Annotated in this window: 20 protein-coding genes; 4 read left to right on the top strand and 16 right to left on the bottom strand. The window is 64.9% G+C overall.

Annotated features, from left to right (window positions below; all coding sequences use genetic code 11):
- Positions 1 to 12 precede the first annotated feature (12 nt).
- From IX761_RS04335 to lpxO, 4 genes are all read right to left on the bottom strand, one after another.
- Positions 13 to 1473, bottom strand: a complete 1461-nt coding sequence (locus tag IX761_RS04335; protein WP_194788402.1) for a hypothetical protein — start codon at positions 1471 to 1473, stop codon at positions 13 to 15.
- 109 nt (positions 1474 to 1582) lie between these two features.
- Positions 1583 to 2152 carry a GNAT family N-acetyltransferase gene (locus IX761_RS04340; protein ID WP_194788403.1) on the bottom strand — a complete coding sequence of 190 codons (570 nt, stop codon included), beginning with the start codon at positions 2150 to 2152 and terminating at the stop codon, positions 1583 to 1585.
- Positions 2153 to 2229: 77 nt separating this feature from the next.
- A complete protein-coding gene (locus tag IX761_RS04345) occupies positions 2230 to 2574 on the bottom strand; it encodes a carboxymuconolactone decarboxylase family protein (RefSeq protein WP_194788404.1) in 345 nt (114 codons plus the stop codon).
- Positions 2575 to 2670: 96 nt separating this feature from the next.
- Positions 2671 to 3570 (bottom strand): lipid A hydroxylase LpxO, encoded by a 900-nt coding sequence (gene lpxO, locus IX761_RS04350; protein WP_194788405.1) that lies wholly within the window; start codon positions 3568 to 3570, stop codon positions 2671 to 2673.
- Between the two features lie 214 nt (positions 3571 to 3784).
- Here lpxO and thpR point away from each other — a divergent pair, with 214 nt between their 5' ends.
- Positions 3785 to 4330: an RNA 2',3'-cyclic phosphodiesterase gene (thpR, locus tag IX761_RS04355; RefSeq protein ID WP_194788406.1), complete on the top strand. Its 546-nt coding sequence runs from the start codon at positions 3785 to 3787 to the stop codon at positions 4328 to 4330.
- Between the two features lie 6 nt (positions 4331 to 4336).
- Here the strand turns inward: thpR and IX761_RS04360 are convergent, their stop codons facing one another.
- The 4 genes from IX761_RS04360 to IX761_RS04375 all read right to left on the bottom strand — a co-directional run bounded on the left by IX761_RS04360 (position 4337) and on the right by IX761_RS04375 (position 9047).
- Entirely contained in the window at positions 4337 to 6769 is a 2433-nt protein-coding gene (locus IX761_RS04360; protein ID WP_194788407.1) for a TonB-dependent siderophore receptor, read from the bottom strand.
- Between the two features lie 92 nt (positions 6770 to 6861).
- A complete protein-coding gene (locus tag IX761_RS04365) occupies positions 6862 to 7839 on the bottom strand; it encodes a FecR family protein (RefSeq protein WP_194788408.1) in 978 nt (325 codons plus the stop codon).
- Positions 7836 to 8342, bottom strand: coding sequence for a sigma-70 family RNA polymerase sigma factor (locus IX761_RS04370; RefSeq protein ID WP_194788409.1), 507 nt, complete (start codon positions 8340 to 8342; stop codon positions 7836 to 7838). Before IX761_RS04370 ends, IX761_RS04365 begins: the two co-directional genes overlap by 4 nt.
- Before the next feature lie 105 nt (positions 8343 to 8447).
- On the bottom strand, positions 8448 to 9047 hold the full coding sequence (locus IX761_RS04375) for an NAD(P)H-dependent oxidoreductase (RefSeq protein ID WP_194788410.1): 600 nt from the start codon (positions 9045 to 9047) through the stop codon (positions 8448 to 8450).
- Between the two features lie 92 nt (positions 9048 to 9139).
- Here IX761_RS04375 and IX761_RS04380 point away from each other — a divergent pair, with 92 nt between their 5' ends.
- From IX761_RS04380 to IX761_RS04390, 3 genes are all read left to right on the top strand, one after another.
- Positions 9140 to 9736 (top strand): TetR/AcrR family transcriptional regulator, encoded by a 597-nt coding sequence (locus tag IX761_RS04380; RefSeq protein ID WP_194788411.1) that lies wholly within the window; start codon positions 9140 to 9142, stop codon positions 9734 to 9736.
- A 57-nt stretch (positions 9737 to 9793) separates the two neighbouring features.
- Positions 9794 to 10363: an SPOR domain-containing protein gene (locus tag IX761_RS04385; protein ID WP_194788412.1), complete on the top strand. Its 570-nt coding sequence runs from the start codon at positions 9794 to 9796 to the stop codon at positions 10361 to 10363.
- Between the two features lie 115 nt (positions 10364 to 10478).
- A complete protein-coding gene (locus IX761_RS04390) occupies positions 10479 to 10904 on the top strand; it encodes a GTP pyrophosphokinase (protein ID WP_194788413.1) in 426 nt (141 codons plus the stop codon).
- 21 nt (positions 10905 to 10925) lie between these two features.
- Here the strand turns inward: IX761_RS04390 and IX761_RS04395 are convergent, their stop codons facing one another.
- From IX761_RS04395 to IX761_RS04430, 8 genes are all read right to left on the bottom strand, one after another.
- A complete protein-coding gene (locus tag IX761_RS04395) occupies positions 10926 to 11165 on the bottom strand; it encodes a DUF1654 domain-containing protein (RefSeq protein ID WP_194788414.1) in 240 nt (79 codons plus the stop codon).
- Positions 11166 to 11507: 342 nt separating this feature from the next.
- A complete protein-coding gene (locus IX761_RS04400; RefSeq protein WP_194788415.1) occupies positions 11508 to 11942 on the bottom strand; it encodes a GNAT family N-acetyltransferase in 435 nt (144 codons plus the stop codon).
- Entirely contained in the window at positions 11935 to 13101 is a 1167-nt protein-coding gene (locus IX761_RS04405; RefSeq protein ID WP_194788416.1) for a cupin domain-containing protein, read from the bottom strand. The genes IX761_RS04400 and IX761_RS04405 overlap by 8 nt, the downstream gene beginning before the upstream one ends.
- A gap of 81 nt (positions 13102 to 13182) precedes the next feature.
- Positions 13183 to 14553 (bottom strand): adenylosuccinate lyase, encoded by a 1371-nt coding sequence (gene purB, locus IX761_RS04410; protein WP_194788417.1) that lies wholly within the window; start codon positions 14551 to 14553, stop codon positions 13183 to 13185.
- A 237-nt stretch (positions 14554 to 14790) separates the two neighbouring features.
- Entirely contained in the window at positions 14791 to 15417 is a 627-nt protein-coding gene (gene hflD, locus IX761_RS04415) for a high frequency lysogenization protein HflD (protein ID WP_194788418.1), read from the bottom strand.
- A complete protein-coding gene (mnmA, locus tag IX761_RS04420; RefSeq protein WP_194788419.1) occupies positions 15414 to 16538 on the bottom strand; it encodes a tRNA 2-thiouridine(34) synthase MnmA in 1125 nt (374 codons plus the stop codon). Before mnmA ends, hflD begins: the two co-directional genes overlap by 4 nt.
- A gap of 58 nt (positions 16539 to 16596) precedes the next feature.
- Entirely contained in the window at positions 16597 to 17037 is a 441-nt protein-coding gene (locus IX761_RS04425) for an NUDIX hydrolase (protein ID WP_194788420.1), read from the bottom strand.
- Between the two features lie 212 nt (positions 17038 to 17249).
- A complete protein-coding gene (locus IX761_RS04430) occupies positions 17250 to 19475 on the bottom strand; it encodes an NADP-dependent isocitrate dehydrogenase (RefSeq protein ID WP_194788421.1) in 2226 nt (741 codons plus the stop codon).
- Positions 19476 to 19573 lie beyond the last annotated feature (98 nt).

Genomic DNA, 19573 nt, shown 5'->3' on the forward strand with positions numbered 1-19573 from the left:
ACGGGCTCCTGCCTACCTGAGGATGAAAGTGTGTTCGGTGACGGCGCGGGCCATGCCCAGCCAGCGCTTGAGGTCTTCGCCGATGCCGGCGTTCATCAGCATGGGCACGTGCTGGCCGTCGCCATTGATCTCCCACCAGCGCACCAGGCATTGCAGGCCTGCCGAACCCTGGCGCAACTCCAGGGTGGCGTAGGTGCAGGGGGAATCGCTGTCGCCCAGACGCTGGGCGACGACCTTGCCGGCTTTCCAGCTGACTTCGCTTCGTAACTTGCTGAAATTGTGCAATGGGTTGGCGAAATGAATGCGTGCCAGGGCAGAGGAGACCACCTCGTAGTGTTCCAGGCCGGTCTGGCGGTTGAACACGACCTGGGTACGGCTCCAGTGGATGTCGCCGGTCAGCAGCATGACCTGATGGCGGCTGTTCCAGACCGCGTCCCACAGCTCGGAGAACTGTGCCGGATAATCGGCCAGGTTGGCCTCGGCGCCGCCGCCCCGGTCCAGCAGCGGCTGGGTGGTGAGCAACAGGGTGGGGCCATTGCGCGCGGCGAGCCGTGCTGTCACCCAGTTCAGCCAGGAGGGCGGCGCGAAGTTGGGGGCGCGAAGTTCCGGTGCATCCCGCGCGATGCGGGTGTCGAGTACCAGCAGGCTCAGCGTTTGGGCGAAGCCTGCGGCGGCGCCGGGAAATTCGAAACGGTGCAGGTCGTCGATGACCAGTACCGGGTTGGCCTGGCCGGCCAGCGCATCGGGGTCGGCATTGAGCACCGCTTGGTAGAGGGTGAACGCTTCGCGCATCTGCGCCGCCACGGTGGCGGGAGGGGCCTGGAACAGCCAGGCGAGCCAGGGGGTGACGCGCGTGGTGCTGGGGTAGTTGTTCCAGAATTCGTGGTCGTCGGCCAGGCACAGCGAGCCGCCGTTGGCCATCCAGGCCAGGAAGGCGTCGTCGTGCCACTGGTCGTGGTAGCGCTCCCAGGGCGTCGGTTTGCGTGTTGGCAGAAAGCCGCCCAGGGACAGGTCGAGGTAGATCTGATCACCACACAGCAGTTTGGCGTGGGGTGGGCGCCCGGCGAGCCGGCCACGGGGCGTCACGGCCTTGGGCAGCAGGCGGCTGTTGGCGCTGTAGTAGCAACTGGCGAGCAGCAGTTCCAGGCCATCGGCCGTACGCGGCAACAGCCTGGCGCTGGCCAGGTTGCTGGCTTCGCCGCGCCACAGTACACGCAGGTTCTGGGTGGCGTCGGTGCCGGGCGTGTGCCGGGTCACCAGCAGGAACGTGCGACGGGCGAGCTTGAGCCCCTCGGCGCTCAGGCCGCCGGGAAAACCCGCCAGCAGGCCATCCAGCCGCCAAGGCTGGCCGGGGATCGGCTGGCCGTTGAGTTCGAACTGGTAGTTGCCTGGTTGGTCGTCCGGCCCCTGGAACCACCAGAGCAAGGCGGCGAAGCCAGGGCGACCTGGCACGGCAATCACGGAGCTGGGCATGGCGGCACTCCCTGTGGCGTGGGCGGGGCTGCCGTGGCGGTCACTGCGCAAGGTCGTCCGGCGTCGGTTGGGCGCCAGGTAACTATAGGTGAGTCATGCCACTTTGCCGCTAGCGCCCGCGTCGACGCGACACACGTGCTTCGATGTTCTTGCGCCCGATCAGCAATGCCGGCTTTTCCACCACCGGCTCGTCGGCCAGCCACTTGTACATCACCAGGCAATCCACCAGCCCCAGCTCGGCGTGGCGGTAGGCCTTGGGCAAGCGGCCGACGGTTTCGAAACCGAGCTTGTGCCACAACGCCACGGCCACTTCGTTGCTCGCCACCACCGAGTTGAACTGCAGGGCGAGGAAGCCTTCCTGGCGCGCCAGTTTCTGCGAGTGCTCGCACATCAGCCGGGCGATACCGCGGCCGCGGGCGTTTTCGCAGACCATGTAGCCGCAGTTGCCCACGTGCGCGCCGGGGCCGGCGGCGTTGGCCTTGAGGTAGTAAGAGCCGAGCAGTTCGCCGTCCTGTTCGGCCACCAGGGTGCGCAGCGGCGCTTGCAGCCACAGTGCCAGGGCCTGCTGGTAATCCAGGCCGGGGTCGAAGGCGTAGGTCTGGCGGGCCTGGACGATGGCCTGGAAGGTCGGCCAGAAGCGTTCGAAATCTTCCGGGGTCATGGGGCGGATGTGGATCATGGCATTACCTGCGCGGGCTGGGCCGCCAAGTCTGGTGGTGTCGGCGCCGCCGTGCAAGGGCGGCGCCGCAATCGCTTTCAACCGGTTGCCTTGCCCACCGCATCCAGGGCCCGGGCCGAATACACCAGCGCGGCGCCGGCATTCATTGCCACGGCCACGCCGAGGGCTTCGGCGATCTCTTCACGGGTGGCGCCTTGCTTGACCGCCTGTTGCGAATGCACGGCAATGCAACCGTCGCAACGGGTGGTCACCGCCACGGCCAGGGAGATGAGCTCGCGGGTCTTGGCGTCCAGGTGATTGGTCTTGGCCCCGGCGCCGCTGGCGGTCATGTAGCCGGCCACAGTGTCGGGGGACAGTTGCTTGAGATCGCCGATACCGGCCATCAACTGCTTACGGTAGGCGTCCCAGTCCATCATGCTCATCGTCTTCACCTTGTCAGGTTGGTCGCAGGAGCTTTCAGGTTAGTGTAGGAGCGGCCTTGTGTCGCGACAGGGGCGCGCAGCGCCCCCGGCGATCGATCAGATATAGATGAACACCAGCACCAGCGCCGCGACCACCGCCCACTTCTCCAGGTAGTAGCGGGTGCGGTTGCGCTTCTTCAGCGCCTTGCCGCGCTCGCGGATCTTGTAGATGCGGGTGAACAGGCGGTTGATGCCGCCGGTCTTGTCATTGGCGTCGTTGGGTGCGGCGGCGGCGGCCATGACATTGCGGCTGAACCAGCGGTTGAAGGCGCTCGCCCAGCGGTACTTGAGCGGGCGCTCGATGTCGCAGAACAGGATGATGCGGTTGTGCTCGGTGGTGTTGGCGGCGTAGTGGATGTACGTCTCGTCGAACATCACCGCTTCGCCGTCACGCCAGGAATACTTCTCGCCATCGACATCGATGTAGCAACCGTCGTCGTTGGGCGTGTCCAGGCCCAGGTGATAACGGTAGGAGCCGGCGTAGGGGTCGCGGTGGCGCACCAGCTTGGCGCCGGGCGGCAGGGTGGCGAACATCGCCGCCTTGACCGTGCCGATGCCTTGCAGCAGCTCGGTGGTGCGCGGGCACAGGGTCATCGCCGAAGGGTGGCTCTCGCCGTACCACTTGAGATAGAAGCGCTTCCAGCCGGTCTTGAAGAACGAGTTGAAGCCGACGTCGTCGTAGTTGTCTGACTTCTTGATCTCGCCGGCATGCAGCAGTTGCTGGGCTTCTGCGCGGATTTCCTGCCAATTGTCCTTGAGTGGTTGCAGCTCGGGGAAGGCCTCCACCGGCAGGTAGGGCTTGGCCGGGTGCTTGGAGAACAGGTACAGGAAGCTGTTGACCGGGGCGAGGAAACTGGAGTGGTCGCCCAGTTGGCGGGTCAACTTGTGACGCACCCGACCGCGCAGGTGAACATAGGCGATCGAGAGGGCGAAGATCAGTACGAGTGCAATTTTCATGGACGGTTACTTGTCGAATGAATGGCCATGCGCCATGGCGTAAGCCCGCCAGCATAAACAATCGTGACCCGGGTTTGTACTTATTGTTACGTGAAATCCGGGCGACTTAGGTGTAATGGCCTACAGGTTGCACAAACGATTCAACAGGTTTTTGCCGTTTTTCCCGAGACTTGCCTTGTACACTTGAACGCCCCGCATCATCGAGGAGTCGCCCATGGTCCAGGATGTTCGTCCCAGCGGCGCGCCGTTCAAGCGCCTGTTCTTCGCCTTGTCGGTGAGCGATGCGCAACGCCGCGCCATTGCCGCTTGGCGGCGTGGCCTGAACCTGCGCAGCGGCAAGCCGGTGCCGACAGAGAACTTCCATGTGACCTTGTTGTTCCTGGGCGATGTGGATGCGGCGCAGGTGCCGGTGATCTGTGCCGCGGTCGATCAGTTGCAGCGCCCGCAAGCCCCATTGCGCCTGCAGCTCGACCGGTTGCAGGTGTGGCAACGCGCCAGCGCCCTGGTGCTCGAGCCCGAGCAGGCGCCGGCTACCCTTCGCCAGTGGGTCTACGCCTTGCAACAGGCAGTGTTGCCGCTGGGCATCGAGGAGCAGACGCGCGAGTACCGGCCGCACCTGACCCTGTCGCGGGACTTCCGCGCCCAGCTGCCGGAGGCGAGCGAGCCCCCGGCGTTCTTCCTCGCAGCGCGCAGTTTCACCCTGTACGAGTCGCGCAAGGGGCGCTACTGGCCGTTGGCCGAGTGGCCTTTGGCGGATTAGCAGCCCTCAGAACTGTGGCGTGTACTTGACCGTGAACATGAAGTTGCGCGGCTCGCCGTAGTTGTTGCTGCCGTTGAGCTGGTTGAAGCCGGCGACCCAGTATTTCTTGTCGAACAGGTTGTTGGCGTTCACCGCCAGGTTCACTTCCGGCGTCAGCTGATAGGCCAGGCGGGCGCTCCACACGGTGTAGCCCGGCACCGTGTAGGTGCGTTCGTAGCCGAGGGTGTGGCTCTGGGTGGTGAAGCCCAGCCCGGTGCTCCAGCGCTGGCCATCCACTGGCAGGGTGTAGTCGGCCCAGGTGCGCAGCATGTGCTTGGGTGTCCACTGGCTGAACACGCGGCCTTCATCTTGCGGGTCATCGAGGAACTTGGTGGTGTTGTAGGTGTAGCCGGCATACAGCTGCAAGCCACTGAGCACTTCACCGCTGATCTCGGCTTCGATGCCTTGGCTGCGCACCTTGCCGGCAGCGGTGGAGCAGTACCAGTCATCACAGGCAAAGCCTGAGGCCACGTCGGTGACGGCGCGGTTTTCCTGGTCGTAGCGGAACACCGCCAACGAGGCGTTGACCCGGCCATCGAGCAGTTCACCTTTGAGCCCGGTTTCGTAGTTGCTGCCGATCACCGGCTTGAGTGGGGTGTTGCCCACGGCGCGCTCGGTCTGCGGTATGAACACGTCGGTGTAGCTGGCGTACCAGGCCCACTCACGGGTCAGGTCATAGACGAAGCCAGCATAAGGGGTGACCTGGCCCGTTTCGGTCATCCGGCTGGTGGGGTAGCGGGTGCCTGGGTCGGTGGGGCTGTCGAAGTCGATCGAGTCCCAGCGGTAGTCGAACCAGCTGACCCGCGAACCGAGGATCAGGGTCAAGTCCTCGGTGGGCTTGACTCGCCATGCGCCATACAGGCCTTTTTGCCGGATGTCGTAGGCGGCCTTGTTGGCGCGCGCGACGTCGCCCTCGAGCAAGCTGCCACGGCTGGGCTCGGGGCGATCATGATCGATGGCGAAGAGGTTGCCGCCGGCGTCGAAGTTGCGCCAGTAGGCATCGTCCGAGGTCAGTTTGGCGTAGTTGCCGCCCACGGTGATTTCGTGTGCCAAGGGGCCTGTGTCGAAATGGCCCACCAGGTTCATGTCCAGGCCCAGCTTGGTGTTGTGGAAATCGGTGATCCAGTCGGCGTAGGTGATACCGCTGCCGTCTGCCGCCACGCCCTGGCCGGTGGACTGCACGCGCTGGTGGGTGGAGGTGTTGGTCTCGTCCATGCGCACGGCGGCGGTCTTGAAGGTCCAGTCGTCGTTGAACCGGTGCTCCAGGTCCAGGTAGTAGGTGGTGACATCGGTTTCGGCACGGCTCCAGCGCGCGCCGGTAAAAGTGGAGCGGGGCAGGTCCACCGGCTTGCCGTCGGCGTAGCGGGGGAGGCCGCGCAGCATCGGCCGGGACTGTTCGCGGCTGTAGCTGATGCCGGCGCCGACCGTGGTGGCGTCGTTCAGGTCGATGTCGAGTGCGCCATACAGCGAGTGGGTCTTGCCCCACTGGTAGTCGATGAAACTGTCGCTCTGGTCTTCGTCGGCGACCAGGCGCCCGCGCACACGCCCGTCCTGGGTCAGCGGGCCGCCAGCATCGAGCTGCAGGCCATAGTGGTCCCAGGAGCCTGCCTTGCCGGTGAGCGCGACCGTGGGCGTGGCCTGGCCGCGCTTGCGCACCAGGTTGATCGCACCCCCCGGGCTGCCGGTACCTTGCAGCAGGCCGGAGGCGCCGCGCAGCACCTCGACACGGTCGAAGAACACCAGGTCCTGGGTCGCCCAGTTGCCCAGCGAGTAGTTGTTGCGCGGGATTGGCACGCCGTCGTACTGCCAATCGTCGATCTGGAAACCGCGCGAGGTGATGACCATGCCTGGGCCGATGCCCTGCGCGCCCACCAGGCCGGTGGTGTGGTTGATGGCGTCCTTGAGGTCGGTGATGCCCTGGTCGTCCAGCTGCTTGCGGGTGATCACCGTCACCGACTGGGGAATTTCCTTCAGGGTGTGCACCCCCTTGCCAAGTGTGACGGCGCGCGCGGCATAGCTGCCGCTGCCTTCGCTGGTGGCATCCAGGTAGTTGTCGGTGACGCTGGTGCTGCCCAGTTCCATCACCTCGCCACCCAGGTTGGCCGGTGCCACGCTGAAGTGGCCGCTGGCGGTCACACGCAGTTGCAGGCCGCTGCCGACAAGGGCCGCCTGCATGGCTTGCTCGGCGCTCATCTCACCGGTCACGGCCGGTACTTGCTTGCCGCGTACCAGGCCGGGCTCCAGGGCGATGATATGGCCACTTTGGCTGGCAATGCGGTTGAGCGTGGTGGCCAGGTCCGCTGCGGGCAGGTTGAACGACAGGGTCTGCGCCTGGGCCAGCGTGCTGGCGCAGCTGATGGCGAGGACGAGGGGCAGGGCGCGGGGCCAGAGGTTGTGCACGGTGTTCTCCCGAGTTGAAGTTGGCTGTCAGGAGTTAGGTGCAACAAGAAATGAAAACCGGACACCTTTGCGAATGATTTTCAAAAAAATCTTCAACCAGCAGGTGCCGGGCCGATCAGCGTGAGCCACGGGCCGAAGTGGCGGATGTGAATCGGCAGGGTTTCGCCGAGGGCCTGGAGGGCCTGCTGCGGATCGTCCAGGGGGAACACGCCTTGTACGCGCAGGTCGCGTACTTCGGGGGCCAGGCGCAGGTAGCCGGGCTGATAGTCACGCAGGGCATCGATCACCCGATGCAGTGGTTCGTCGAGCACTTCAAGGCGCCCCTCGAGCCAGGCGGCACGTTGGCGCTGCTCCTCTGTCAGCCGATCGATGCGGCTGCCGTGCAGCATGGCGGCCTGGCCCTCCAGCAGGTCCAGGTGGCGACCATCGGCAAGGCTGGCCTGCACACTATGCTGCAACACCACGACCCGGGTGGCGTCATCTTCCAGGCTGACCAAAAAGCGCGTGCCCAGGGCCTGCACCTGGCCTTGCGCGGTACGCACCCGCAGCGGCCGTTGTGGGTCGGCTGCGACCTGGATCAGCATCTCGCCGCGGCGCAGCACCAGCAGGCGCTGGCCGGCATCGAACAGCAAATCGACGGCGCTGTGGCTGTTCAGACTCAGGCGGCTGCCGTCTGCCAGCGTGAAACTACGCCGCTGCCCGCTGGCGGTGTGCAGGTCGGCGCGCCAGCCCAATGCGGCGTCGCTGCGCCAGCCCGCCCAGAGCGCGCCGCCCAGCAACCCCAGGCCTGCGAGGCCGCGCAGCACTTCGCGGCGGCTGCGAGTCGGCTGCATGAGCAGTTGGCGGGTCGCTTCTGTCTGGCCGGGTGCGCGGGTATCCATCGCCCGCAGCACCGCACAAGGGCGGCCAAGCCGTTGCTGCAGCACATCCCAGGCTTGCTGGTGCCTGGGGTCCTGGTTGAGCCATTGTTGCAAGCGGGTGGGCAAGGTGGTGTCGGTGCGGCCGGCGTTCAGTTCCACCATCCAGTCAATGGCTTGTTCGCTGATGCGGTCGAGCTTGTGCTTGCTCATGGTTGCAACTCGCACAGGTAGCACTGGCGCAGGGCCTGTTTCATGTAGCGGCTGACGGTGCGCTCCGAGAGGTTCAACTTGGCGGCGATGTCGACGTAGCTCAGGCCATCGAGCTGGCTGTAGAGGAAGGTGGCCTTGACGATGGCGGGCAGGCCGTCGAGCACCTGGTCGATGGCTACCAGCGCCTCGATCAGCAGCAACTGCTCTTCGGCCGACGGGGCAACTTGCTCCGGCAGCAGGGCCAGGCGTTCGAGGTAGGCCTGTTCGAGCTGGCGGCGGCGGTGGCGGTCGAAGATCAGCCGCCGGGCGATGGTCGACAGGTAGGCGCGGGGCTGCTGGATGCTGTCGGGGTCGACCCGGGCGCCGAGCATCTGGCAGAACGCTTCGGCGGCGGTATCCTCGGCATCGGCGCGGTTGCGCAGGCGCTTGTTGATGTGCTGCAGCAGCCAACGATGGTGGTCGCTGAAGAAAAAGCCCAGCTTGCGGGTTGAAGTGCTGTCCAACGACCGGCTTCCAAGTGTGAGTGTGAATCGTTCTCAATGGTAGCCGGGTCGTTCGGGTGACTGCAATGGGGCAGCCAGGGGCGGCCCCGGTGCAGGGTTGGGCGGTCAGGCCAGGGCGAGGCTGCCTTCGAACAGCTGTTCGCCCAGTTGCCGCGCGCGCTCCAGGCTGGCGAGGCTGTCCTGGCTCTCGCTGTCGGTGATCAGCGTGGTGCTGATCACCTCGGCACCGCAGTAGTCGAAGATGCCGTGTTCGATCTGCGTGCTCATGGCCTGGGTGTAGCCATGGCGCTCGAAGGTGGCCGCGTCGGCTCCGGCGACGCCGACCAGGTGCACGGTCAGGCCGCCGAGCTTTTTGATCAGCTTGCCATCAGCGTGGTAGTCGAACGCCCAGCCATTGCTGAACACCCGCTCCACCCAGCCTTTGAGCAACGCTGGCAGCGACCACCAGTAGATGGGGTAGACCAGCACCAGGGTGTCGGCCCGTTCGATGCGCGCCTGTTCTGTCTGAACATCTGCCGGGGGCGTGGCCAGGCGCCGGTGCACGGCGTGGTCGGCAAGGCTGAAACGTGGGTCGAAGCCTTCGCCGCCCAGGTCGGCGAATTCGCTGCTATGGCCGGCCGCCTTGAGGCCGGCGGCGATCTGCCCGGCGAGGGCGTGGGTAAGCGAGGCGGGGTCGTGGTGACCGATGACGATCAAAGCATGCATGGTGATGGCTCCATCAGCGAGTGCAGGAAAACCGCGGGCGCTATATACTCGCGGCAAGTTACCTTTGGTAAGTTACTTTTGGTAGGTAAACGATGTCAAGCGAAGACAAGACGGCTCCGCGCAAGCGCCTGTCCCGAGACGAGCGCCGCCGGCAGTTGCTGGATGTGGCCTGGCAACTGGTGCGCGACGAGGGCACCGAAAGCCTCAGCCTAGGGCGGCTGGCCGAGCAGGCTGGGGTGACCAAGCCGGTGGTGTACGATCATTTCGAAACCCGCACAGGGCTGCTGGTGGCCTTGTACCAGGAGTACGACGCGCGCCAGACGACCATGCTCGAGGCGGCCCTGGCCGGCAGCACCAATGACCTTGAAGCGCGCGCTTGGGTAATTGCCAAGGCGTATGTCGACTGTGTGCTGAGCCAAGGCAGGGAAATCCCTGGGGTAAGTGCGGCCTTGGCCGGCTCGCCCGAGATGGAGGCATTGAAGCGGGTCTATGAAGGGCCGTTCATGGACAAGTGCCGACAAGCGCTGGCGCCGTTCGCGGCCAGCGGCGATATCGATGCGGCCGGCTTGCGGATGTTGGTGGGTGCCGCGGACGCCTTGTCACAGGCCGCGGCGGCTGGCGAGCTGGAGGCTGAAACGGCCCGCCGGGAGTTGCAGGCCAGTATCGTGGCGATGGTCGGGCGCCGTTGAGCGGACTTGCCTGCCCGTCGTGATAGACTCCGCCGCTTCGAATCTGGAGATAGACGCGTGCGCAAACTGGCTGTGGTAATGGCGGTGCTGGCCCTGGCGGGCTGTGACAACGAAGTCGAAGGCGTGCACAAGCAGGTGGCCGAGTACCTGCACAACCCCAAGACGGCCAAGTTCGCCAACGTGCGTTTCGACACCCAGGGCTCGATCTGTGGCCAGGTGCGAGGCAAGGACGATGCCGGCAAGTTCGAGGCCTATCGCAGCTACGTGGCGATCAAGCACGATGGCCAGTACGAGATCATCGTCGACGAGACCGGCAACAACCTGCGCATCCGTGAAGTCTGTGGCGGCGCCGAGTTGCAGCGCCGCGCCGAAGCCCTGTCCGAGCAGCCGGCACCGGAAGGCTGGGATGTGGAAGTGATCCAGGGCCCGAACATGGGGGCGTTGACCGACATGACCGCGCGCCTGATCGAGAAGGGCATCCCCTCGTGGGTCGAGTACCGTGACGGCAAGCCGGTGGTGTTGATGGGGCCGTTCCCCGTCAAGGCCGACGCCGATGCGCGCAAGGCCGAAGTGATGTCCAAGCTGGGTACCGACTCGATCGTCATCCAGCACGGCGTCGCGCGCTGACAGGGCCGTCAAGAAATAGTCATGTTTCGGGTGGCTTACCCTTGGCAGGGCCTTGATGTCGAAGGACATTTTTACCGGCTATGCTGAAAGGGCGAACGCTGAGCAGGAGAGCCACATGGCAACGCTGGAACGTGCCATCGCGCTGGCCACCAGGGCACATGAAGGGCAGTACGACAAGGGTGGGGCGGCCTACATCCTCCACCCGCTGCGGGTGATGGCGCGGGTGGCCACGCCCGAGCAGCGGATTGTCGCGGTGCTGCACGATGTGCTGGAAGACACCCCGTTCACCCTCTCCGACCTTGCCCGCGAGGGTTTCCCGCTGAAGATCCTCGCCGCTCTGCTGGCCTTGAGCCGGCGCGATGGCGAGCCTTACGAGGCCTTCGTGGTACGCCTGGGTGTCGACCCGCTGGCGCGTGAAGTGAAGCTTGCGGACCTTGCCGACAACAGCGACTTGTCGCGCATTGCCCATCCCGGCCCGGCTGACCTGGCCCGGCTGTCCCGTTACCAGCAGGCCAGCGCCTACCTGCAGGCGCTGGGCTGACCTGCACCGGCGCGATCGCGCTCAATCATCCTTCGGCACGGTCCAGAAGATCTGCACGCCGCCGTCGTCACGGTGGGCGAGGGTGACGTTGTCGTTCTCGGCGATTTCTTCCAGCAGGGTTTCCCAGTCGTCGGGCGACTCGTGTTCCAGGCGTATGAGCAAGGCGGTGCGGCTGCGCTGGGCGATGGGGCTGTTGATGATCTTCTGGATGCGCTGACCCAGTTGTTCATAACTGCTTGGTGTTGCAGAAGTGCTGGCCACGGGGCGTTCCTTGTTGTGCTGTATGTGCATACAGTATTTCACTGTAAGCTACTTCGCAACAACAAGTAGGAAGAATGCTGTGTGGTGGTTGGGCTTCGTTGGGGGGCTGCTGTGCAGCCTCCACCCGAAGCCTTGCATGGCCCGTGTAGGAGCGGCCTTGCCGGGGCGCCGGACCGGCCGGAAAGGGCCGCGAAGCGGCCCTATGGACCTGTGGTGCGCCACAGATGGCTGGGGCTGCTATGCAGCCCATTCGCGACACAAGGCCGCTCCTACAGGTGATGTGCAAATTTCAGGGTGGGGCCGGCTCGCCGGCGATTGGGCCGCGCAGCGGCCCTTTGTCGATCAGGCCACTTCGCGCGAATCACGCACCATGTCGACATGCGGGATGCCAGCCTCGAGGAACTCCTCGCTCACCACGCGGAACCCCAGGCGCTCGTAGAAGGGGGTGGCGTGCACCTGGGCGCTGAGCATTTGCTGCTTGAGGTCGCGGTTCTGCGCCTCGACGATCACCGCGCGCATCAGCGCATCACCCACGTTCAGGCCGCGCCAGTCCTTGAGCACCGAGACTCGGCCGATGGTGCCGTCGGGCAGCAGGCGGGCGGTACCGATGGGGTAGTCGCCCTCCATGGCCAGGAAGTGCACGGCGGTGGGGTCTTCGGCGTCGAATTCCAGCTCTGGCGGCACATGCTGTTCGGCGACGAACACGGCGCTGCGGATGCGGTGGATGTCGGCGTTGTCTTTGTGCCAGTCGGCCAGGCGTACGCTGATCTTATTCATCGGCGAACCCCAGGCTGCCTTGCATGACCAGTTGCTGAACCAGCATCAGGCCGTCTTCGTCCTGCAACCAGGGCTCAAGGTTCTCACTGTGCAGGGCATCGGCGGAGCAGATCAGTTTCAGCAGCTCGCGCAGCTTGCCCGGCAGCGGGCAGCTGCGGCCGCTGGCGAACAGCAGCAGGTCGTCGCCGAACTCGGACCAGGCCATGCGCGCGCTCGGGTTGCGGATCAGGATCGCGCCCTGGGCGAGGTAGTTGAGCAGCTCTTCTTCGCTCAGATCTTCGCCGACGACCTGCTCAGGGTAGCGCGGCTCGGTCATGAACTGGCCGAACCAGGTCAGCAGCAGGTCCTTGTCGGCCATGTGCTTGTCGATCAGGGCCTTGAGGCGGTCGAGGGCGTCGTGCTGGATCTGGTGCGGGTCGCTGACCGGTTGGGCGTCGGCGTCGCTGTAGCGCTCTTCTTCGGGCAGGAACTGGCCGAGGAAGTCGGTGAAGTGGGTCAGCACTTCGGCGGCGCTTGGCGCGCGGAAACCGACCGAATAGGTCAGGCAGTTGTCTTCAGCCACACCGTAGTGGGCCAGGCGCGGCGGCAGGTAGAGCATGTCGCCCGGCTCCAGGGTCCACTCGGCGGTCTGCTCGAAGTCGGCGAGGATGCGCAGGTCGGCGTGGTCGATCAGCGGGCTGTCGCTGTTGCACATCTGGCCGACTTTCCAGTTGCGCTTGCCGTCACCTTGCAGCAGGAACACGTCGTAGTTGTCGAAGTGCGGGCCGACACTGCCACCGGGTGCGGCGTAGCTGATCATCACGTCATCGATACGCCAGCTGGGCAGGAAGCGGAATTCTTCGAGCAACTCGGCCACTTCCGGCACGAACTGGTCCACGGCTTGTACCAGCAGGGTCCAGTCGCGCTCGGGCAGGTCGCTGAAGGCGTCTTCGGCGAACGGCCCGCGGCGCAGCTCCCATGGGCGCTCGCCATGCTCGAGCACCAGGCGCGACTCGACTTCTTCTTCCAGCGCAAGGCCAGCCAGTTCGTCGCCGTCGATGGGGCTGACGAAGTCTGGGAAGGCCTGACGCACCAGCAGCGGCTTCTTCTGCCAGTAGTCGCGCAGGAATTCACGGGCCGTGAGGCCGCCCAACAGTTGCAGTGGAGTATCAGAATTCATGTTCAACCTATTGATAAAACGCAATTTTTGTACGGGAATAAAAACGCCCGGCCAGGCCGGGCGTTATACGCGACGCTCAGCTTAGACGCGTTTGGCCTGGGCCACTGCGTTGCCGATGTAGGTCGCAGGCGTGAGCTGCTTGAGCTCGGCCTTGGCTTCGGCGGGCATGTCGAGGCCGTCGATGAAGGTCAGCAGCGCTTCAGGGGTGATGCCCTTGCCACGGGTCAGCTCCTTGAGCTTCTCGTAGGGGTTCTCGATGTTGAAGCGGCGCATGACGGTCTGGATCGGCTCGGCGAGGACTTCCCAGCAGGCGTCCAGGTCGGCGGCGATGCGGGCTTCGTTGACTTCCAGCTTGCCGATGCCCTTGAGGCTGGCCTCGTAGGCGATGACGCTGTGGGCGAAACCTACGCCCAGGTTGCGCAGCACGGTGGAGTCGGTCAGGTCACGCTGCCAGCGCGAGATCGGCAGCTTGCTGGCCAGGTGCTGGAACAGCGCGTTGGCAATGCCCAGGTTGCCTTCGGAGTTTTCGAAGTCGATCGGGTTGACCTTGTGCGGCATGGTCGAGGAGCCGATTTCGCCAGCGACGGTCTTCTGCTTGAAGTAGCCCAGCGAGATGTAGCCCCAGACGTCGCGGTCGAAGTCGATGAGGATGGTGTTGAAGCGGGCGATGGCGTCGAACAGCTCGGCGATGTAGTCGTGCGGCTCGATCTGGGTGGTGTAGGGGTTGAACACCAGGCCCAGCTCGTCTTCGATGAAGGCGCGGGCGTTCTGTTCCCAGTCGATCTGCGAGTAGGCCGACAGGTGGGCGTTGTAGTTGCCCACGGCGCCGTTGATCTTGCCCAGCAGCGGTACGGCGGCTACCTGGGCGATCTGGCGCTCCAGGCGGTACACGACGTTGGCCAGCTCTTTACCCAGGGTAGTCGGCGAAGCCGGCTGGCCGTGGGTGCGCGACAGCATCGGTACGGCGGCGTGGGTGTGGGCCAGGGTGCGGATCGCTTCGGCGATCTGGCGCATCAGCGGCAGCAGCACTTCGTCACGGCCGGCGCGCAGCATCAGGGCGTGGGACAGGTTGTTGATGTCCTCGCTGGTGCAGGCAAAGTGGATGAACTCGCTGACCTTGGCCAACTCAGGCAGTTGAGCGGCCTGCTCCTTGAGCAGGTACTCGATGGCCTTGACGTCGTGGTTGGTGGTGCGCTCGATCTCTTTGACGCGCTCGGCGTGCTCAAGCTTGAAGTCGGTGGCCAGGCTGTCCAGCACGGCGTTGGCTTCGGCGGAGAACGCCGGCACTTCGCCGATCTGCGGGTGGGCGGCCAGGCGCTGCAGCCAGCGCACTTCGACCAGGGCGCGGAAACGGATCAGGCCGAATTCGCTGAAGATGGGGCGCAAGGCCTGGGTTTTGCCGGCGTAACGGCCGTCTACAGGGGAAACCGCAGTGAGCGAAGAGAGCTGCATGGGGTGTTCTCGGACAGTCAGGCTTTTGGAAGGGCGCATATCATACATGAAAAATGCGCCGGGGTCGGGTGGCTGACCAAAGGTCGGGCCATTTTGAAACGTGTTGCGATCCCTGTGTAGGAGCGGCCTTGTGTCGCGAAAGGGGCGCGCAGCGGCCCCAGAATCTTTGCCCCAGCACAGATTGCCGGGGCTGCTGCGCAGCCCTTTCGCGACACAANGCCGCTCCTACAGGGGCCGTCAATCGGTGGTGCGCATCATCCCGTACAGCTCGTTGAGCAACTTGCGACGGCTGAACACCAGCTGCCAGCGGTGGCCGCCCAGCTGGCGCCACAGGCGCGCGGCGCGGATGCCGGCCAGCAACAAGGCACGGATTTTCGAGGCGTTGTTGGGTTGCTGCAGGAAGCGCATGTCGCCGTGCACCTGGATGCGCTGGCGCAAGGTGCTCAGGGTGTCCTGATACAAGGCTCCACTGGAAGCGATGACGTTTTCGTGAACCAAACCAAAATGTTCGGCTTGGGACTGGATCTGTGGCAGGCGGTTGCCGATGGTGTCGAGCAGGTCGCCGCGCTTGCTCAGCTGGCGCTCCAGGCCGAGCATCGACAGCGCATAGCGCAGCGGCTCGCGCTGCAGGCTGCTGGGGTCGCGCTCCAGGGCGCCGACCAGCGCGCGGTAACCGTCGCGCAGGTTGAGGTCATCGCCACCGAACACTTCCAGGGTGTCCTTGGGGTCGATGACCAGTAGGCTGCCGAGCATGCAGCCGATATTGGCTTCGCTGGCCTGGCCGGTGCGGGCGATGCGGTCGACCAGTACCGCGGCCTGGAAGACGCCGCCCAGGGCAATCAACTGCTCCTGCAGGTTGCTCATGCGCGCGGGCTCCATGGCTCGGCGATTTCGATCACGCCACCACCCAGGCATACCTCGCCGTCGTAGAACACCACCGACTGGCCCGGGGTAACGGCGCGCTGCGCCTCGTCGAACACGGCGCGGTAGCCGGTGTCGGTCTGCTCGAGGGTGCATTGCTGGTCGCCTTGGCGATAGCGCACCTTGGCGGTGAGGCGGCGCGGGCTGCTCAGGTCGATGGGGTTGACCCAGAAGATCTCCGACGCCAGCAGGGCGCGGGAGAACAGCCACGGGTGCTCGTTGCCCTGGCCGACCACCAGCACATTGCGCTCCAGGTCCTTGTGCAGCACGTACCACGGTTCGTCGCCGGCGTCCTTGAGACCGCCGATGCCCAGACCCTGGCGCTGGCCGATGGTGTGGTACATCAGGCCGTGGTGGCGGCCGATCACTTCGCCCTCGGTGGTCTGGATTTCACCTGGCTGGGCCGGCAGGTACTGCTTGAGGAAGTCGCTGAAGCGGCGTTCACCGATGAAGCAGATGCCGGTGGAGTCTTTCTTCTTCGCCGTGGCCAGGCCGTGCTTTTCGGCGATGGCGCGTACTTTGGGCTTTTCCAGTTCGCCGACCGGGAACAGGGTGCGGGCGATCTCTTTGCCGCCGACGGCGTGCAGGAAGTAGCTCTGGTCCTTGTTCGGGTCCAGGCCTTTGAGCAGTTCGGTGAGCTCGCCGGTGTCGCGGCGGCGCACGTAGTGACCGGTGGCGATCAGGTCGGCGCCCAGGGACAGGGCGTAGTCGAGGAACGCCTTGAACTTGATTTCACGGTTGCAGAGGATGTCCGGGTTGGGGGTGCGGCCGGCCTTGTACTCTTCGAGGAAATGCTCGAACACATGGTCCCAGTATTCGGCGGCGAAGTTGGCGGTGTGCAGCTTGATACCGATACGGTCGCACACGGCCTGGGCGTCGGCCAGGTCTTCGCGGGCGGTGCAGTATTCGGTGCCGTCGTCCTCTTCCCAGTTCTTCATGAACAGACCTTCCACCTGGTAGCCCTGCTCGATGAGCAGAAGGGCGGAGACGGAAGAGTCCACGCCGCCGGACATGCCGACGATGACGCGGGTCTTGGCGGGGTCTTTGAGTGCTGGGCTGGTCATGGCTACCGGTGTGTATCAGGGGGAAAAGCGCGGATTCTATCAAACCCGCGGCGTGGCGTCAGTCGCGTAGCAGTGCGAGGCTGTGCAGCGGGCCTGCCAGGTAGTCGTCGAGGCAGCGCGGCACCAGCTCGCTGCGCCAGCGCGACGGGTCGGCCAGCAGCTCGTCGCGGGTCAGCCACACGGCGCGCACGATGTCGCTGTCCAGCGCCAGGTCGGCGTGGTGGCGCAGGGGCCGGGCGGCGAAGCAGATGCGCTGGTAAGTGACGCCGTTGCTTGGGGCGGTGTAGAGGTAGATGCCGACCACGCCGGTGAGTTCGACTTCCCAGGCGGTTTCCTCGAGGGTTTCGCGCAGGGCGGCCTGGGGCAGGGTTTCGTTGGGCTCCAGGTGGCCGGCGGGCTGGTTGAAGACGTGCTGGCCGGCCTTGAACTCTTCGACGAAGAGGAACTTGCCTTCGTGCTCGACGATGGTGGCGACGGTAATGTGGGGTTGCCAGGTCATTTGCGGTGTCCTTTCGATCTTGGGACCGCTGTGCGGTCCATTCGCGACACAAGGCCGCTCCTGCAGGAGGTCGCGATCCCTGTAGGAGCGGCCTCGCCGGGGCGCCGGACCGGTCGCGAAGGGCTGCAAAGCAGCCCCAGGGCAATGAGGTATTCCAGAAAGCACAAACCCCGGTGCGTGGCCGGGGTTTGTGCTGTTACGTCAAGCGAACCTTACAGGGCGGCAATGGCGCTGTTGAGGGTCTGGCTTGGGCGCATCACCTTGGCGGTCAGCTCGGCATCCGGGGCGTAGTAGCCACCGATGTCGGCCGGCTTGCCTTGGACGGCGTTGAGCTCGGCGACGATGGTCGCTTCGTTCTCGGCCAGGGTTTTTGCCAGCGGGGCGAAGCGCGCCTGCAGGGCGGCGTCGTCGCTCTGGGCGGCCAGGGCTTCTGCCCAGTACAGGGTCAGGTAGAAGTGGCTACCGCGGTTGTCGATACCGCCGACCTTGCGCGAAGGCGACTTGTTGGTGTCGAGGAACTTGCCAGTGGCCTGGTCCAGGGTGTTGGCCAGGACCTTGGCGCGCGGGTTGGCGTAGGTGTCGCCCAGGTGCTCGAGCGAAGCGGCGAGCGCGAGGAATTCACCCAGCGAGTCCCAGCGCAGGAAGTTCTCTTCGACCAGCTGCTGCACGTGCTTGGGTGCCGAACCGCCGGCGCCGGTTTCGAACAGGCCACCGCCGTTCATCAGCGGGACGATCGACAGCATCTTGGCGCTGGTGCCCAGCTCCATGATCGGGAACAGGTCGGTCAGGTAGTCGCGCAGCACGTTGCCGGTCACCGAGATGGTGTCCTTGCCTTCGCGGATGCGGGCCAGGGAGAACTTGATGGCGTCGACCGGGGCGAGGATGCGGATGTCCAGGCCAGAGGTGTCGTGGTCTTTCAGGTACGCCTGCACCTTCTCGATCATCACACCGTCGTGGGCGCGGGCTGGGTCCAGCCAGAACACTGCTGGCGTGTTGCTCAGGCGGGCGCGGTTGACGGCCAGCTTGACCCAGTCCTGGATTGGTGCGTCCTTGGTCTGGCACATGCGGAAGATGTCACCGGCTTCGACGTCCTGCTGCAGGACGACCTGGCCCTTGCCATCGACCACGCGCACGACGCCGTCGGCCTTGATCTGGAAGGTCTTGTCGTGGGAGCCGTACTCTTCGGCTTTTTGTGCCATCAGGCCAACGTTGGGTACGCTGCCCATGGTGGTCGGGTCGAAGGCGCCGTTGACCTTGCAGTCTTCGATGGTGGCCTGGTAGATGCCGGCGTAGCAACGATCCGGGATGATCGCCTTGGCGTCCTGCAGTTCACCGGCGGTGTTCCACATCTTGCCCGAGTCGCGGATCATCGCAGGCATCGAGGCGTCGACGATGACGTCGCTCGGTACGTGCAGGTTGGTGATGCCTTTGTCCGAGTTGACCATGGCCAGGGCCGGGCGAACGGCGTACAGGGCCTGGATGTCGGCTTCGATCTCGGCCTGCTTGTCAGCAGGCAGGTCCTTGATGCGGGCGTACAGGTCGCCGATACCGTTGTTGGCGTTGAAGCCTACTTCGGCCAGGGCGGCGCTATGCTTGTTCAGCACGTCGTTGTAGAACGCTTCGACGATGACGCCGAACATGATCGGGTCGGAGACCTTCATCATGGTGGCTTTCAGGTGCACCGACAGCAGCACGCCGGAGGCTTTGGCGTCAATGATCTGCTCGGCGATGAAGGCCTTGAGTGCCTTGCGGCTCATGGTGGCGCAGTCGATCACTTCGGCGGCTTTGACGGCGGTCTTTTCTTTCAGCACGGTGGTGCTGCCGTCCTTGCCGACCAGCTCGATGCGCAGGCTGTCGTCAGCTTCGATCAGGGCGGCCTTTTCGCTGCCGTAGAAGTCGCCTTGGGTCATGTGGGCAACGTGCGACTTGGAGTCGGCGGCCCAGGCGCCCATCTTGTGCGGGTGCTTGCGGGCGTAGTTCTTCACCGACAGCGGCGCGCGGCGGTCAGAGTTGCCTTCGCGCAGCACTGGGTTCACGGCGCTGCCCTTGATGCGGTCGTAGCGGGCGCGGGATTCTTTCTCTTCGGCGCTGGCCGGCTCGTCGGCGTAGTCAGGGATGTTGAAGCCCTTGGCTTGCAGTTCCTTGATCGCGGCCTTGAGCTGCGGAACCGAAGCGGAGATGTTCGGCAGCTTGATGATGTTGGCTTCAGGGGTGGTGGCCAGCTGGCCCAGTTCCGCCAGGTGATCGGCTACCTGCTTCTCTGCGCCCAGTTGCTCCGGGAACGCCGCGAGGATGCGGCCAGCCAGGGAGATGTCGCGGGTTTCGACGGCGATGTCGGCGCAAGCGGTGAAGGCTTCGACGATCGGCAGCAGCGAGTAGGTGGCGAGGGCAGGGGCTTCGTCGGTGAAGGTGTAGATGATCTTGGAACGGGTGGGCATGCGGGTTAACTCTCTATGTGCTGAGCGTACTCGAGTCTCGAGGTGCGCAGGGTAGGCGCTTCGCCCTGGCGACGCCATGAGCGGAAAGTCGAGAGGCT

This window comes from Pseudomonas sp. UFMG81 (assembly GCF_015354575.1).
In the GTDB taxonomy this organism is placed as follows: domain Bacteria; phylum Pseudomonadota; class Gammaproteobacteria; order Pseudomonadales; family Pseudomonadaceae; genus Aquipseudomonas.